The sequence below is a fragment of the Actinoalloteichus spitiensis RMV-1378 genome (assembly GCF_000239155.1).
GTDB classification, from domain to species: domain Bacteria; phylum Actinomycetota; class Actinomycetes; order Mycobacteriales; family Pseudonocardiaceae; genus Actinoalloteichus_B; species Actinoalloteichus_B spitiensis.
The window spans coordinates 1-16397 of sequence record NZ_AGVX02000043.1; the positions used below are offsets into that span (position 1 = coordinate 1).

Here is a 16397-nt window from a genome sequence, read left to right on the forward strand (position 1 = left end):
GTTGTCCGCTCGTCAGGAGGGCGCCGGGGCGCGCTCCCGGCGTCCTGGGCAGCGGAGTGGTGGTGCCGGCTCGGTCACCTCGGGGAAAACGCTCGCTTTCCGTCGGTGCCACCTCCTAGGGTCGATCCTCGTGGCAACAGCTGGTTCACTGATCCACGCCAGGGGGCTCGTCAAACGGTTCGGCTCCTTCGAGGCCGTCCGGGGTGTCGACGTCGACATCGCGCCCGGCGAGTCCTTCGGTTTCCTCGGCCCCAACGGCGCGGGCAAGTCGTCCACCATGCGCATGGTGTCCTGCCTCTCCCCTCGCAGCGGCGGGGAGCTGCGTGTCCTCGGCATGGACCCGGACACCGACGGCCCGCGCATCAGGGCGAGGCTGGGGGTCGTTCCCCAGCAGGACAACCTCGACGTCGAGCTGACCGTGCGGGAGAACCTCCAGGTCTACGGGCGCTACTTCGGGTTGTCCCGCGCCGCCGTGCGGGAACGGGCCGGCGAGCTGATGGAGTTCGCGCAGCTCTCCGACCGGGCCGACGCGAAGGTCGAGCCGCTGTCCGGGGGGATGAAGCGGCGGCTGACGATCGCCCGCGCCCTGGTGAACGACCCGGAGGTCCTGCTGCTGGACGAGCCGACCACCGGCCTGGACCCGCAGGCCAGGCACGTGCTCTGGGACCGGCTGTTCCGCCTCAAGCAGCAGGGCGTCACGCTCATCGTCACCACCCACTACATGGACGAGGCCGAACAGCTGTGCGACCGGCTCGTCGTGATGGACGGGGGACGCATCGCGGCCGAGGGGTCGCCCTCCGACCTGATCCGCCGCTACTCCACCCGGGAGGTGCTGGAGCTCCGGTTCCCCTTCGGGCAGGTCGCCGACCACACCGACGTCGCCGCCCGGCTGGCCCAGCGGGTCGAGGTCCTGCCCGACCGCTTGTTGCTCTACACCGACAACGGGGACGCCGCCCTCACGGCGGCCCTCGAGGCGGGCCTGCGCCCGGTCAGCAGCCTGGTGCGGCGCAGCACCCTGGAGGACGTCTTCCTCCGGCTCACCGGCCGGAGCCTGGTGGACTGACGTGACGACGAACGACGTTCCCAGCACCCGCACCGCGCCCGCCGCCACCGGTCGGCCCGGTTCGCTGTTCGCCGAGGTGGGCCGGGTCCTCGAGGGGCACTGGGTCTGGTACCGCCTGAACTGGCGGGCCACCGTGATCTCCAGCGTCCTGATGCCCGCCCTGTACCTGATCGCGATGGGCATCGGCATGGGGTCCCTCGTGGAACCGGGCGAGTTCACCCAGGGCCACGACTACCTCGTCTACCTCGCGCCCGCCGTCCTCGTCGTCAGCATGGTGCAGACCGCCGCCGGCGAGTCCACCTACCCGGTGCTCTCCGGGTTCAAGTGGCAGCGCAACTACCTGGCGGTGGCGGCCACCCCGATCAGCCCGCGCCGGCTCGCCCTCGGCGAGCTGACCTGGATCGGGCTCCGGCTGCTGTTCTCCGGCCTGGCCTACCTGCTGATCGCCGCGCTGCTCGGCGCGTTGCTCAACCCGATGGTGCTGCTCTCGCTGCTCGCCGCCGTGCTCACCGGAATGGCCTTCGCCGCGCCGGTCGTGGCGTACTCGGCGGCGACCAAGGGGGAGGGCACCGGGTTCAACGCGCTGTTCCGGTTCGTGGTCATGCCGATGGTGCTCTTCGCCGGCACCTTCTACCCGGTGAGCCAGCTGCCGGAGCTGGTCCAGCCGGTCGCGTGGATCACCCCGCTCTGGCACGGCACCGAACTGGCCAGGGGCCTGGCCTTCGGCACGCTGGAGGCGCTCCCCGCCCTCCTGCACCTCTCCTACCTGCTGGCCCTGGCCGGCATCGGCACGGTCCTGGCCTGCCGCCACTTCCACAAGCGGTTGGTGGTGTGACGAGATGACGACGGACGTACCCATCCGCGAGGTGCCCCCGCCGCCCCCGTCCCGGGGCACGGTGCTGCGCATCCTCCCGCCCGGCCTCTACGCCGGTCGGGCGAGCGCCCTGCTCGAACGGGCCTTCGTGGCCAACCGCAGGGCCTGGCTGGCCCTGCTCTCCGGCTTCTTCGAGCCGCTGTTCTACCTGTTGTCGCTGGGCGTCGGCTTCGGCGTGCTCGTCGGGCAGGTCGTCGGCCCCGGCGGCGAACCGATCGACTACGCCGCGTTCATCGCCCCCGGCCTGCTCGCGGCCTCGGCGATGAACGGGGCCGTCTATGACTCGGCGTTCAACATCTTCTTCAAGCTGCGGCACGCCAAGCTCTACGACGCGGTGCTGGCCACCCCGCTGGGGCCCTTGGACGTGGCCGTGGCCGAGATCAGCTGGGCGCTGCTGAGAGGCGGGGCCTACGCGGCCGGGTTCCTCGCGGTGATGTTCGGGATGGGGCTGCTGACCTCGCCGTGGGCGCTGCTCGCGCTGCCGGCGGCGCTGCTGGTGTCCCTCGCCTTCGCCGCCGTGGGGATGGCGTGCACGACGTTCATCCGGTCCACCCAGGACTTCGACTTCGTCCAACTGGCCATCCTGCCGATGTTCCTGTTCTCCACCACCTTCTACCCGATCGACGTCTACCCGGCCGGGCTGCGGGTGCTCATCGAGTGCCTGCCGCTGTACCACGGGGTCGAGCTGATGCGGGGGCTGAGCACCGGGGTCGTCCACTGGGGGATGCTGGGGCACGTCGCCTACTTCCTGGTGATGGCGGCGGTGGGCCTGTGGGTGGCGACGAGGCGGTTGACCACGCTGCTCCTGCGGTGAACCGGCGGGGCTCGTTACCCTGTCGCGCTGTGAGCACGCGGTCCGTCTTCCCCGAACTCGAGCAGCTGCTGCCCAGGGTGTCCAAACCCGTCCAGTACGTCGGTGGTGAGCTGAACTCCACCACGAAGGACTGGGAGGCGACCGAGGTCCGCTGGGCGCTGATGTACCCGGACGCCTACGAGGTGGGGCTGCCCAACCAGGGGCTGATGATCCTCTACGAGATCCTCAACGAACGGGAGGACGTGCTCGCCGAACGCACCTACTCGGTGTGGCCGGACCTGGAGGCGTTGATGCGGGAGCACGGCGTGCCCCAGTTCACCGTCGACGCCCACCGGCCCGTCGGCGACTTCGACCTGCTCGGGGTCAGCTTCGCGACCGAACTCGGCTACACGAACCTGCTGACCGCCCTCGACCTCGGCCGGATCCCCCTGCGGTCCGACGGGCGGACCGAGGAGCACCCCGTGGTGGTCGGCGGCGGGCACGCGGCCTTCAACCCGGAACCGATCGCGGACTTCCTCGACGCGGTGGTCCTCGGGGACGGCGAGGAGGCGGTGCTGGAGATCACCGACATCACCCGTGACTGGAAGCGGGAGGGCGCGCCGGGCGGGCGGGACGAACTCCTGCTGCGGCTCGCCGAGTCCGGCGGCGTCTACGTCCCCCGCTTCTACGACGTCGAGTACCACGAGGACGGCCGGATCCGGCGGGTCGTCCCGAACCGGGACCGGGTGCCCTTCCGGGTCTTCAAGCGGACCACGATGGATCTCGACCAGTGGCCCTACCCCAAGCAGCCGTTGGTGCCGCTGGCGGAGAGCGTGCACGAGCGGATGAGCGTGGAGATCTTCCGGGGCTGCACCCGGGGGTGCCGGTTCTGCCAGGCCGGGATGATCACCCGCCCGGTGCGGGAACGTTCCGTCGAGGGCATCGGCGAGATGGTCAGGGTGGGCCTGGAGCGGACCGGGTTCGAGGAGGTCGGGCTGCTGTCCCTCTCCAGCGCCGACCACTCGGAGATCGCGGAGATCACCAAGGGGCTGGCCGACCGGTACGAGGGAACCAACACCGGGCTCTCGCTGCCCTCGACGAGGGTGGACGCCTTCAACGTGGACCTCGCGAACGAGCTGGCCCGCAACGGGCGGCGCTCCGGCCTGACGTTCGCCCCGGAGGGCGGTAGTGAACGCATCCGCCGGGTGATCAACAAGATGGTCTCGGAGGAGGACCTGATCCGGACGGTCACCACCGCCTACGCCAACGGGTGGCGGCAGGTGAAGTTGTACTTCATGTGCGGGCTGCCGACCGAGACCGACGAGGACGTCCTCCAGATCGCGCGGATGGCCAAGGAGGTGGTGCGCGCAGGGCGGGAGGCCTCCGGGCGGCGGGACATCCGGTGCACGATCTCCATCGGCGGCTTCGTCCCCAAACCCCACACGCCGTTCCAGTGGGCCGCGCAGTGCGCCCCGGAGGTCGTGGACGGGCGGCTGCGGCGGCTGCGTGCGGAGGTCAACGGGGACCGGAGCCTCGGCCGGAGCATCGGGATGCGCTACCACGACGGCAGGCCCTCCCACATCGAGGGCCTGCTCTCCCGGGGCGACCGGCGGTTGGGGCCGGTGGTCGAACGGGTCTGGCGGGACGGTGGTCGGTTCGACGGCTGGAGCGAGCACTTCTCCTACCAGCGGTGGGTCGACGCCTGCGCGACCGAACTCGCCTCCACCCCGGTCGACCTGGACTGGTACACGACCAGGGAACGCGAGGAGCACGAGGTGCTGCCCTGGGACCACCTCGACTCCGGCCTGGAGAAGGAATGGCTGTGGGCGGACTGGCAGGACGCGCTCGACGAACGGGAGCAGGACGACTGCCGCTGGACGCCGTGCTTCGACTGCGGGGTGTGCCCGACCATGGGAACCGACATCGAGATCGGTCCGACGGGGCGGACGCTGCTGCCGATCACACCGGTGGGCACCGGGAGCCCGGTGCGCAACCCGGCGTTCTCGCCGCCGGACCGGGCCGTGACGACGCCAGGAGCCGCCACGGGCGACCGAGGACCGGCGTGAGCTGGTCCGGCGTGTCCGGTCAGGGTCCCGGCGCCCAGCGGCGCCGGGGCCGGGCAGGCCACCGGTTCGCGGGTCAGGGCGGCGTCGACCGGGGGCGCCCGGGGCACCGACGAGGGTGCGTCGCCTCCGTCACCCGCCCACGGCGGCGAGCGCGTTGACCAGCCCCGCGCCGTGGAAGCTGTTGTAGTAGGGCGATCCGGTGCAGACGCCGTCGGGCACCCCGTTCCCGTCGAGGTCGTAGGCCGCGGGGCAGCCGACCGGGCTGGCCTGGCCCCGGACCAGGCCCCGCAGTTGGGGAGGGGTCAGGCCGGGGCGGTGGGAGGCCAGCAACGCGGCCACACCACTGGCGTGCGGAGCGGCCATCGAGGTGCCGCACAGCTCGTCGCGGCCACCCGGCACCGTCGAGTTGACACAGCCACTGGCGGAACCCGCCGACTGCCACCGGTCACCGCCCGGGGCCACCACGTCCACCACGCCGTACCCGTAGGAACTGGCGCGTGCCTTGACGCCCGCCGGGCCCACCGAGCCCACGGTGAGCACGCCGCCCACCTCGGCGGGCAGGGCGGAACACCGGGAGCCGCCGCCATCCGCCTCGACGCCCCGCAACCGCGCGGCGAGGTCCACCCCGTCGTTGCCGACGGCCGCGACCGTGAGCACCCCGTGCTTCTCGGCGAACCGCACGGCCCGCCGCACGGCCTCTCCCGCCACCCGGTGCCCCGGGTCGCCGTCGCACAGCAGCGGCCACGGGTCGACGAGGTAGCTGTTGTTGGTGATGTCCATGCCGTTGGACGCCGCCCACATCAGGCCGCACACCACGTACTCGGGGTAGATGTAGCCGTCGTCGTCGACGACCTTGACCGAGGCGATCCGGACGCCCGGCGCCACGCCCGTCGGGCCGCCGTCGGCCCCGGTCGCGGCGATGATCCCGGCGACGTGGGTCCCGTGCGGGGAGGTGCTGGGCGTCCAGGCCTCCCGAGCCCGGTCCGGGCGGCCCGTCAGGCACCCGGCGGACCGGAAGGCGTCGACGCTGTCCGTCAACGCCGGGTGGCCCGGGTCGACGCCGGAGTCGAGCACCCCGACCACGACCTCCTCCGGGCCGGTCCCCACCCGACGGGCCTGGTCGGCCCCCACCTGCCCCAGGTTCCACTCCACGTCCCCGGCGGGTGGGGAGGGGCTGCCCGGGGTGAGCGAGCCGTCGGGGGTGGTCTGGCGGGTCTCGCCGCCCCGGTCGAGGGCGGCCCGGGAGCGTTCCGCGCTCACGGCGCGGCCGCTGGTGAGCCGGGTGTCGAAGGCGGGGTCGCTCGACGTGGCGACGGCGACCCCGATCTGGTGGTAGTGCGCCACGGTGGTGCCGCAGGCCTCGGTGATGCGCGCCTCCGCGCTCCGGCGGTCGAGTTCGTCGGGGAAGACCACCAGGTACCGCTCGGCCGTTCCTCCTGCGGCGCAGGAACCGGGGCCCGCGTCGCGGTGCCCCGGGGCGGCGGCCGACGCCGAGGTCGGGTCGACCACGCAGCAGCCGACGGCCAACGCCACGCTCACCGACACGAGCCGAGTGCGGCATGGCAGGGGCACCGTGACTCCCATCCCGTTCGGGCGTGGACACGCCGCGTCGTCGTACCGACGTCGCGGACGCTAGCCACATCGCGCCCCTCGGACAAGCATCGAGTGGTCCGGATCGCGGGCGGTACCTTCTTGCACGGACGGGAACCGGCTGCCCGGCGCCAGGTGCCGGACCGCCAACAGGAGGAGCGTCCCGCCCCTGCCTGGTCCGTCCGGGTGGTCTTCGGCGATCACCGTCCGTGACTACGGAAAGGAATCGGCACTGAGTCGTCAACCAGCGAACGGGACCCTGCCGGCGTCGGTGCAGAAGGTCCGCATGCGGTACGCCAAGCGGGAACGGTTGCGGTTCATGTCCCACCGGGACGTGGCCAGGGCCTTCGAACGCGCGCTGCGGCGCGGCGGTGTTCCCATGGCCTACTCGCAGGGCTTCAGCCCTCATCCACGGGTGTCCTGGGTGGGAGCCGCCCCCACCGGCGCCGCGAGCGAGGCGGAGTACGTGGAGGTGCAACTGGCCGAACGAGTACCGGTGGCCGTTCTCCGGGACGAACTGAACCGGGCGCTGCCAGCGGGTCTGGACATCCTCGAGGCGGTGGAGGCGGGGCCGGGGGTGCTGGCCCACCGCATCGACGTCAGCCTGTGGGCGATCGAACTGCCGGGAGTGCCGCCCCCGGAGGTGGCCAGCGCGGCCGCCGCCCTGTGGGCCGCCGAGCACGCGGAGGTCGAACGGCTGACCAAGAACGGTCGCGTGCTGATGGACGTCCGACCAGCGCTGCTCGGACTGTCCCCCCGGCCGGAGGGCAGGGCCGACGGGGGACCGCCCGCCACGGGTGACGCGCGGGGTGGTGACTTTCCCCGAGGCGTCGGGCGGCCGGTAGCGGCCGAGGTTCGCCCAGGTCACGGCCACGGCACTGCGCAGGGTGGCCCAGCCGTGTCCGACGATCGGGTGGACGACCGGCGGCGTGGCACACCGCCATGTGGGATACTGGCCGCGGTCGTCCGGCAAGCCACACCAACCGTGCGGCCAGATGACGTGTTAGGTGCGCTGCGCGTCGTCGCTGGTCTGGAGCCGCCGGTGCCCGCGAAGGCGACCCGGATGGCCCAGGGGACGCTCGACGACGACGGGTGCATCGTCGACCCACTGGCCGCCGACAGAACGGTTGCCAACGAGGCGACAGGGCCGACCCCGGTGGAGGCTGGCGGGTGGTCCGACGCGTTGTCACGAGACATCGCCTGCGCGGGCGCGGAGAGCACACCGACACCCGGCAGGTAGCTAACAGGATTGCCGCCGCCCCGTGCGGCGGATGACGAGAACACAAGGCCCCTGCGCGGCCGCGTCCCAGTGGTGGGACGCGCCCGGGGGCGGAGGAGTTGCATGTCGAAGAACGAGACACCCGCCGGTTCTACCGGTGGGTCTGCCGTCGCACCCACGTCCGGTGCCACCTTCCCCCCCAAGCTGCGGGTGCACGCGCTCGCCAAGCTGCTGGGGGTCACCAGTCGGCAGGTCATCGCCACGCTCGCCGACCTCTCCGTCGAGGTGCGGAGCGCCCAGTCCAGCGTGACCAGGGAGCTGGCGGAGCAGGTGGCCGAGGCGCTGCTGCCTCCCGAGGAGGACGCGGAGGGGACCGGGGCCGAGGAGCCGTCCGCCCCGGCCACCGCCGCCGAGGAGACCGCCGCGCCCGGCTCCCAGGACGCGACCGGCGGGGACGCGGTGGGGGCGCTGGCCCCGGTGTTCGCTCCCCCGCAGGCCGTCTTCCTGCCCCCGCAGCCCGCGGCGCCGCGCCCCGAGTCCCGGCCGGCGAAGCCGAGGCGCGAGGAGCCCCAGGACCGGGAGGAGCCACGCGCCCAGGACGAGCAGGTCGCCGAGCAGCAGCCCGCCGCGCGCCAGGCGGAGCAGGCGGCCGACGAGGACGAGGACGGCGGCGGTCGCCGTCGGCGTCGTCGGGGCCGCCGGGGTCGAGGCCGGGGTCGCGGCGGCCAGGAGGCGGACGGTGACGTCCCCCGCGACCAGGAAGCCGACGAGGAGACCACCGAGCGGCCGGGGCCGGCCGAGGACGCCGCCCAGGAGAAGGACCAGTCGAAGGACCAGGGTCCGGAGGCGGGTGAGGCGGAGACCGAGCCCGGCGAGGGTGAGGGCAGCCGGCGCCGTCGGCGCCGCCGTCGGCGCAAGGGTTCCTCGGACGACGAGACCGGGCTGCGGGAGGACGACCCGCCGAACACCGTCGTGCACGTGCGGGAGACCAAGGCTCCCAAGCAGGAGTCCTCGGACGACGAGGTGCGGGCGGTTCGCGGCTCGACCCGGCTGGAGGCCAAGCGGCAGCGTCGGCGGGACGGCCGGGAGGCGGGCCGGCGGCGCACCCCGGTGTTGTCCGAGGCGGAGTTCCTCGCCCGGCGGGAGGCCGTCGAGCGCGAGATGGTGGTGCGGGAGCGCGGCGACCGCACGCAGATCGCGGTGCTGGAGGACGGCGTCCTCGTCGAGCACTTCGTCGCCTCGGCCAACAGCGGTTCGATCGTGGGCAACGTCTACCTGGGGCGCGTGCAGAACGTGCTGCCGAGCATGGAGGCGGCCTTCGTCGACATCGGGCGGGGGCGCAACGCCGTCCTCTACGCGGGCGAGGTGGACTGGGACGCCGCCGGCCTGGAGGGCAAGGCCCGCCGCATCGAGCAGGCGCTCTCCACCGGCGACAGCGTGCTCGTCCAGGTCACCAAGGAGCCGCTCGGCCACAAGGGCGCCCGGTTGACCACCCAGATCAGCCTGCCCGGACGCTTCCTGGTCTACGTGCCCAGCGGCGGGGCGACCGGGATCAGCCGCAAGCTCCCCGACACCGAGCGCAAGCGGCTCAAGGAGATCCTGCGCCGCATCGTGCCCGAGGAGTCGGGTGTGATCATCCGCACTGCCTCGGAGGGCACCAGCGAGGAGGCGCTGGACCGCGACGTCCGCCGGCTCCAGGCCCAGTGGCAGGTCATCAAGGACAAGGCGGAGTCGGTACGCTCCTCGGCCCCGCAGCTCCTCTACGAGGAGCCGGACCTGCTGGTCAAGGTGGTCCGGGACCTGTTCACCGAGGACTTCTCCAGTCTGACGGTCCAGGGCGGGCAGGCCTGGGACACCATCCAGTCCTACGTCGAGCACGTCGCACCGGACCTGCTGGGACGGCTCAAGCGCCATGTCGGGGCCGTCGACGTGTTCACCGAACACCGGGTGGACGAGCAGCTGGCCAAGGGGCTCGACCGCAAGGTCTGGCTGCCCTCGGGCGGCTACCTCGTCATCGACCGGACCGAGGCGATGACCGTCGTCGACGTCAACACCGGCAAGTTCACCGGTTCCGGCGGGAACCTGGAGGAGACGGTCACCAGGAACAACCTGGAGGCGGTCGAGGAGATCGTCCGTCAGCTCAGGCTGCGCGACATCGGCGGCATCATCGTCATCGACTTCATCGACATGGTGCTGGAGTCCAACCGCGACCTGGTGCTGCGCCGGCTGACCGAGTGCCTGGGCCGGGACCGCACCCGTCACCAGGTGGCCGAGGTCACCTCTCTGGGGCTCGTCCAGATGACGCGGAAGCGGGTCGGAACGGGTCTGCTCGAGGCCTACAGCACCACCTGCGAGCACTGCCGGGGTCGGGGGCTGCTGGTCTCCACCGAGCCGGTGGGAGTGGGCGGTGGCAACGGCCACCAGCACGGGAACGCCGGCCAGAACGGGGCGGCCGCTCCCGCCGGCAACGCGGGGGGCGGCTCCGGTCGCCGTGCCCGGCAGCGCAACAAGGGCGGGCAGGGGCCGGAACAGGTCGCCGAGGCCACGCTGAACGGTGCGTCGGGCAAGGTGACGTCGCCGCCGGAGACCGAGGAGCCGGAGCAGCGGGAGGAAGCGAAGGCGGAGGCGAAGCCCGCCGAGGAGCAGCGCCCGAAGGAGACGCGGAGCGGCGGTCGGCGGCGGGCCTCCCGGCCGGCGGCGAGCGCGCGGCCTGCCGCCGAGCCCGCCCAGCCCGAGGCCGAGCCCGCCCAGCCGGCTCCGCCGGTGGCGCAGACCCCGCCAGCCCAACCAGCTGGCGAGCGGCCTGACGGGGTGGAGCCCGCTCGTGAGGAGAAGCCGGAGCGGAGCGAGAAGCCGGCTTCCCGCCGACGCGCTGGCGAGCGGCGGGCGGCGACCCGCGCGGCCGGCGCGGCCGTCTCCGGGGCCGAGCCCGTCCCGGTCGTGACGACGACCACCGAGCCGGTGAACTCGTCGAACGCGGTCGACTCGGGTGGCGAGCGGCGGAACGGTCACGCGGAGTCCCACGGTGGCGGTGAGGAGCAGCTGGTCACCGCCGGCCGGCCCCGCGCCCGCACCGGACGTCGTCGGGCCGCCTCGCGCCCGGCTGGCCCTCCGGGAGGACCGGACGCCTGAGTCCAGCTGATCACGTTCCGGCGCCACCACCCCCAGCTGGGGGTGGTGGCGCCGTCGCGTGTGCGGGCCGGCGCCAGTTCCTCGGATCGTGGGGGGTGCGTCAGGCCGCCCGGTGGCAGGGGTTAGACTCGACTCGTTGCAGGTCAGGGCGCTGCCCACTCGGGTGGTTCCGCGGCCGGTGTTCGATGAAGGGCTGGAGACGACCGGGAGGTACCCCGGTTTGACCGGCTTCGAACGGGCCACGTACCCTGAACCTGATCCTCCGTCAGGAGGGCCCTAGTCGTGTGTCCTTCGTGGCTCCAGCCGGAGCGGGCGAGTGCACACGTCGCCCATCATCGTCGAGTAGCAGGAGACTTCCGTCCCGATGTACGCGATCGTCAATTCCGGCGGCAAGCAGTACAAGGTGGCTGTCGGCGACGTCGTCGAGGTCGAGAAGCTTGCTGGCGTGCCGGGCACCGAGGTCAACTTCCCGGCGCTGCTCGTCGTCGATGGCAGCGACGTCACCACCGATGCGGACGCGTTGGGGAAGTTCTCGGTGACCGGCAAGGTCGTCAAGCAGACCAAAGGCCCCAAGATTCGCATCCACAAGTTCAAGAACAAGACCGGCTACCACAAGCGGCAGGGTCACCGTCAGCAGCTGACCCGCGTCGAGGTCACCGGCATCACCAACAAGTGAGGATCTGACCAGCCATGGCACACAAGAAGGGCGCATCCAGCTCCCGGAACGGCCGCGATTCCAACGCGCAGCGGCTTGGTGTGAAGCGGTTCGGCGGCCAGGCCGTCAACGCTGGTGAGATCCTGGTCCGCCAGCGCGGCACCAAGTTCCACCCCGGTGTGAACGTCGGCCGTGGCGGCGACGACACACTGTTCGCGTTGACCGACGGTGCCGTGCAGTTCGGCACCAAGCGTGGTCGCAAGACCGTCAACATCGTCCCGGTGCCGGCCGCCTGAGGCCTGCGTCGACGACGACCACCGACACCCCGAACGGGGGGCGGGCCGCAGAAGCTGGTCCCGCCCCCCGTTCTGGCGTCTCGGGGTCCGGGTGCGAGGGGTGCCCCTGCCTCCGCTGGTGGGGACCACCTGGCCCGGTGTCCCGCCGGGTGGCGCCCCGTGTCGCTCCCCTGTCGGGCACGCACCGCCGGGAGTCCCCTGACCGCGGCCCCGCCGCGACGAACCGAAGGAGCAAGCCGTGTCCCGCTTCGTTGACCGCGTGGCGATCCACGTGGCCGCCGGCAACGGTGGCAACGGGTGCGCCTCCGTCCACCGGGAGAAGTTCAAGCCGCTGGGCGGCCCGGACGGCGGCAACGGCGGCCGGGGCGGTGACGTGGTGCTGGTGGTCGACTCCAGCGTGCACACGCTGCTGGACTTCCACTACCGGCCGCACGCCAGGGCGACCAACGGCCGGCAGGGGCAGGGCGGGCACCGGGAGGGTGCTGCCGGTCAGGACCTGGAACTGCGGGTTCCGGAGGGCACCGTCGTGCTCAGCCCGGACGGGGAGGTGCTCGCGGACCTCGTCGGCGAGGGCACCCGGTTGGTCGCGGCGCGGGGCGGGCGGGGCGGACTGGGCAACGCGGCGTTGGCGTCCCGGGCCCGGAAGGCTCCGGGGTTCGCGCTGTTGGGGGAGCCGGGGGAGGAACGGGACTTCGTCCTCGAGCTGAAGTCGGTGGCCGACGTGGGGCTCATCGGGTTCCCCTCGGCCGGCAAGTCCTCGCTGATCGCCGTGCTCTCCGCCGCCCGACCGAAGATCGCCGACTACCCGTTCACCACGCTCGTGCCCAACCTCGGGGTGGTCACGGCCGGCGACAAGGTCTTCACCGTCGCCGACGTGCCCGGGCTGATCCCCGGAGCGAGCTCCGGTCGGGGCCTGGGCCTGGACTTCCTGCGCCACATCGAGCGGTGCTCGGTGTTGGTGCACGTCGTGGACTGCGCCAGCGAGGAGATCGACCGGGACCCGGTCGCCGACATCGAGGCCATCGAGCGTGAGCTGGCCGAGTACACGCCCTCCCTCGACACGGACCTCGCCTCCCGGCCCCGGGTGGTGGTCCTCAACAAGATCGACATTCCGGATGGTCGGGCACTCGCCGAGATGGTGGAGGAGGAGCTGCGGGCGAAGGGCCACCAGGTGTTCGCGGTGTCCACCGCGAGCCGGGAGGGGCTGCGGGAGCTCACCTTCGCGTTGGCCGCGATCGTGGAACGCGACCGGGCCGGCCGGGAGGCGCCGGAGCCGACCCGCCTGGTGTTGCACCCGACCGCCGTGGACGACTCCGGTTTCGAGGTCGTGCGGGACCCGCACGACGCGGACGGCTTCCTCGTGCGGGGTGAGCGGCCGGAACGCTGGGTGCGGCAGACCGACTTCAACAACGGTGAGGCCGTGGGTTACCTGGCCGACCGCCTCGCGAGGCTGGGTGTCGAGGACGAACTGGCGAAGAAGGGGGCCCGCCCCGGCAGCGCGGTCACCATCGGTGGTGTCACCTTCGACTGGGAGCCCTCCACACCGGCCGGGGTCGCGGTGACGATGATGAGCCGTGGTGAGGACCCCCGGCTGGACCGGACCGACCGCCCCACGGCGGCCGAGCGCAAGTCGGCCAAACGGGTCCGGCGGGGCATCGAGGAGCCCCCGCCCGGCGGTCCCGGCGAGGACGGGGGCGAGGCCGGGGAGGCGCGACGGTGACCGGCGAGACCCGGTCGGCGGCGCGGACGGCGGTGGCCGCCGCCCGCCGACTCGTGGTCAAGGTCGGTTCGTCATCGCTGACCACGGCCGGGGGAGGGCTCGACCGGAACCGCCTCGACCTGCTCGTGGACTCCGTGGCCCGGCGGTGCGAGGCGGGAACACAGCTCGTCCTCGTGTCCTCCGGCGCCATCGGCGCGGGACTCGCGCCGCTCGCGCTGGCCAGGAGGCCGAAGGACCTCGCCACCCAGCAGGCGGCGGCCAGTGTGGGCCAGTTGCAGTTGGCCCACGCCTACGCGCTGTCGTTCGGCCGCTACTCCCGCACCGTGGGGCAGGTGCTGCTCACGGCGCACGACGTCGTGCGCCGGGCCAACTACCGCAACGCCCAACGGACCTTCGAACGGCTGCTGGCGCTCGGGGCCGTCCCCGTGGTCAACGAGAACGACACGGTCGCCACCGAGGAGATCCGGTTCGGGGACAACGACAGGCTCGCCGCCCTGGTGGCGCACCTGGTGGGAGCGGACGCGCTCGTGCTGCTCTCCGACGTGGACGCCCTCTACGACGGCGACCCCCGGCTGGGCGGGGCGCGGGTCGTCCGCGAGGTCGCCGACGCCAGCGACATCGCCGGTGTCCGCGCCGGTGGGGTCGGCGCGTCAGGCCTGGGGACCGGGGGGATGGCCTCCAAGCTCGCCGCCGCCCGCCTCGCGGCGGGCGCGGGGATCCCGGTGCTGCTGGCGGGAGCCGCCGACGCGGACACCGCGTTGACCGAGGCGTCGGTGGGCACCGCGTTCGCGCCGTCGGGCGCGCGGTTGCCGTCCCGCAGGTTCTGGCTGGGCTACGCCGCTGATCCGGCGGGAAGACTGCACCTGGACAGCGGCGCCGTCGCCGCGGTCGTCGAGTCCCGCCGTTCGTTGCTGGCTCCCGGGGTGACCCGGGCGGAGGGCTCCTTCCACGCGGGCGACGTGGTGGACCTGCTCGATCCCACCCAGCGTGTGGTGGCCAGGGGTGTGGTCAACTTCGACGCCACCGAACTGCCGGCGCTCATCGGGTCCCCCAGCCACCGGTTGCCGCCCGAGCTGCGGCGCGAGGTGGTCCACGCCGACGACCTGGTGCCGCTACCCCGGCTCTGACCGAGCACCGGGGACTGCCGTCGACCGGGGCGGCCGCTGCTCCGCCGCCGGGCTGGCCACCGGCAGCGACAGCCTGATCCGAACGGTGGAGGGCGGGCAGGCGGGTGGCCGCCCGCCGTTCCTCCGACGACCCTTCCCCTCGCTCCGGCGATACGATCAGGGGCCTGATCCCGGTGACGAGCAACGCCGCCGACCGTGACGAGGCGTGGTGCTGCCGTTCGCGTCCGGTGCTGCCGACCCGGCCACCGGGGTGCCGAGACATCGGGTGCGGGCCCCGCCGGACGAGCCGTCGCACCACTCGGCCGAGGGCAGCGGGACGGCGGTGCCCTCGGCCCGCGTCGCACCGGACCGGCGGTCCCGACCGAGAGGACGTCCAGTGAACTTCTGCGGGGAGTGCGGTCATCCGGTGGGCGGCGGCCGGTTCTGCGTGCACTGCGGTGCGCGGCTGGCGGCCGTCGCCCCGGCGGATGCGTCAGGCGGCGGTGGTGCGGCGCCCGGCACCGGACCTGGCGGCGCGAGCAGGCCGGCCCCCGGCCCGGCTGGCCAGCCTCCGCCACCCTCGGCCCCGGTCACCGTGCCCAACCCCTTCGCCGGGGTGCACTGGAGCGACTTCGTCCGGGACGGTGTCGCCCTGGTGCTGCTGCTCCTTCCGCTGGCGATGCCCTGGACCTTCGCCGAGGACGGAGCTGGCCGGATCGAGGTGGTGCTGGTCACCCTGGTGTCGCTCGCCTCCCTCAGCGTCTTCTACCTCGCCCGGATCGGAACGTTCGGGCCGTCGGTCGGGCCGGACCGGGCGTGGGTGCTCCGCCTGGTGCTCAACACCCCGTACCTGGTGGTCGTGGTGGTCGCGGTCGTCCTGGACGTGGTGAACGGGGACGCGACGACCGCGAACGCCGGCCTCGGCGGGGGCGGGTCGCCGACGGGCGCGCACGGTGGCCTCGGCCCTGGCGTCGCGATGGGGCTGGCGGGGGCGGTGCTGGCCCTGTCCCCCCGGTGGGCGGAGACGTCCGCGTGGTCAGGTCGTCGGCTGGGTGAACGCTGGCGGGTGGTGGGCGTGGCGATCAGCGGCCTCGCCGCGGTCCTCCTCGTCGCCAGCAGCGTGGTGTTCCTGGCGGGCACCGTGGCGGGAACCGTGGGCGGCCCGCTGGTGGCGGCGCTGGTGCTCGGCTCGGCGGTGGGCCTGGTCCTGGTCTCCGTCGTCCTGGTCGGTCTGCTCCGACGTGACCACACCCTCCGCCGGGTGTCGGTGATGGTCGGCGTGGTGGTGCTGCTGGCCTCGTCGTTCGCCGGACAGCAGGAGAGCTTGTGGATCCCGGCCTCCGGGTTGGTGTTCCTGCCGGCGGCCGTCGCCGCGGCCTCGGTGCCGGCGGTGCTGCTCACCCTGCGACCGGGACCCCCGCACCTGCTGTGGTTCGTCACGGCCCGCCGGGCACTGGAGCTGGCGGCCGTGGTCACCGCCCCCGCGTTCGTCGGGGTGGTCCTGACGATGGCCGAGAGCGCCACCGACCGGGGTGCCAAGGTCGCGCTGCTCGTCTGCCAGGTGCTGGTCGTGGTCGCCGCCATCACCGCGAGGTCGATGCTGGTCAGGGAACCCCGGCAGGGCCGGGTCGCGGCCGTGGCCGTGGCCGGTGTCCTGCTGTTGTTGGGAGTGGTCCAACTGGCGGTGGAGGTGAGCCTTTCGGATGTGGTGAGCCCCTACGTCCTGCTGATCGCCTTCGGCGTACCCGGGCTGGTCGTGCTCTCGCTCACCGTTCCGTCCTCGGTGCGCGGCTATCTCCGTTCGCTGCCCGTCGCCGGGCCACCACCCGGGTGGGGTGGCGCCGGCGGGGGAGAGGCGGAGGCAGGGCCTGCCGCTGGCCCCC

The 16397-nt window shown here is 73.0% G+C and carries 12 protein-coding genes; 11 read left to right on the forward strand and 1 reads right to left on the reverse strand.

Features of this window, described 5'->3' with window-relative positions:
- Positions 1–130: 130 nt before the first annotated feature.
- The 4 genes from ACTIDRAF_RS0202285 to ACTIDRAF_RS26845 are packed head-to-tail and all read left to right on the forward strand — an operon-like array spanning position 131 to position 4796.
- The gene (locus ACTIDRAF_RS0202285) at positions 131–1063 is read left to right on the forward strand and encodes an ABC transporter ATP-binding protein (RefSeq protein ID WP_016697091.1); all 933 of its coding nucleotides are present in this window, start codon (positions 131–133) and stop codon (positions 1061–1063) included.
- Position 1064: 1 nt separating this feature from the next.
- Positions 1065–1898, forward strand: coding sequence for an ABC transporter permease (locus tag ACTIDRAF_RS0202290; protein WP_016697092.1), 834 nt, complete (start codon positions 1065–1067; stop codon positions 1896–1898).
- Between the two features lie 4 nt (positions 1899–1902).
- Positions 1903–2751 (forward strand): ABC transporter permease, encoded by an 849-nt coding sequence (locus tag ACTIDRAF_RS0202295; protein ID WP_016697093.1) that lies wholly within the window; start codon positions 1903–1905, stop codon positions 2749–2751.
- A gap of 29 nt (positions 2752–2780) precedes the next feature.
- A complete protein-coding gene (locus tag ACTIDRAF_RS26845) occupies positions 2781–4796 on the forward strand; it encodes a TIGR03960 family B12-binding radical SAM protein (protein WP_016697094.1) in 2016 nt (671 codons plus the stop codon).
- 129 nt (positions 4797–4925) lie between these two features.
- Here ACTIDRAF_RS26845 and ACTIDRAF_RS0202305 read toward each other — a convergent pair whose 3' ends face one another.
- Positions 4926–6335, reverse strand: coding sequence for a S8 family peptidase (locus ACTIDRAF_RS0202305; RefSeq protein WP_157162797.1), 1410 nt, complete (start codon positions 6333–6335; stop codon positions 4926–4928).
- A 337-nt stretch (positions 6336–6672) separates the two neighbouring features.
- Between ACTIDRAF_RS0202305 and ACTIDRAF_RS26850 the strand changes: the two genes are divergently transcribed.
- The 7 genes from ACTIDRAF_RS26850 to ACTIDRAF_RS0202340 all read left to right on the forward strand — a co-directional run.
- Positions 6673–7626: a TIGR03936 family radical SAM-associated protein gene (locus ACTIDRAF_RS26850; protein WP_016697096.1), complete on the forward strand. Its 954-nt coding sequence runs from the start codon at positions 6673–6675 to the stop codon at positions 7624–7626.
- Between the two features lie 102 nt (positions 7627–7728).
- A complete protein-coding gene (locus ACTIDRAF_RS0202315; RefSeq protein WP_016697097.1) occupies positions 7729–10737 on the forward strand; it encodes a translation initiation factor IF-2 N-terminal domain-containing protein in 3009 nt (1002 codons plus the stop codon).
- A gap of 364 nt (positions 10738–11101) precedes the next feature.
- Positions 11102–11413, forward strand: a complete 312-nt coding sequence (rplU, locus tag ACTIDRAF_RS0202320; protein WP_016697098.1) for a 50S ribosomal protein L21 — start codon at positions 11102–11104, stop codon at positions 11411–11413.
- Positions 11414–11427: 14 nt separating this feature from the next.
- Positions 11428–11688, forward strand: coding sequence for a 50S ribosomal protein L27 (gene rpmA, locus ACTIDRAF_RS0202325; protein WP_016697099.1), 261 nt, complete (start codon positions 11428–11430; stop codon positions 11686–11688).
- Positions 11689–11926: 238 nt separating this feature from the next.
- Positions 11927–13408, forward strand: a complete 1482-nt coding sequence (gene obgE, locus ACTIDRAF_RS0202330) for a GTPase ObgE (protein ID WP_016697100.1) — start codon at positions 11927–11929, stop codon at positions 13406–13408.
- Positions 13405–14535, forward strand: coding sequence for a glutamate 5-kinase (gene proB / locus ACTIDRAF_RS0202335; protein WP_016697101.1), 1131 nt, complete (start codon positions 13405–13407; stop codon positions 14533–14535). Before obgE ends, proB begins: the two co-directional genes overlap by 4 nt.
- A gap of 205 nt (positions 14536–14740) precedes the next feature.
- A partial coding sequence (locus tag ACTIDRAF_RS0202340; protein ID WP_211215254.1) for a zinc ribbon domain-containing protein occupies positions 14741–16397 on the forward strand: 1657 nt, incomplete at its 3' end.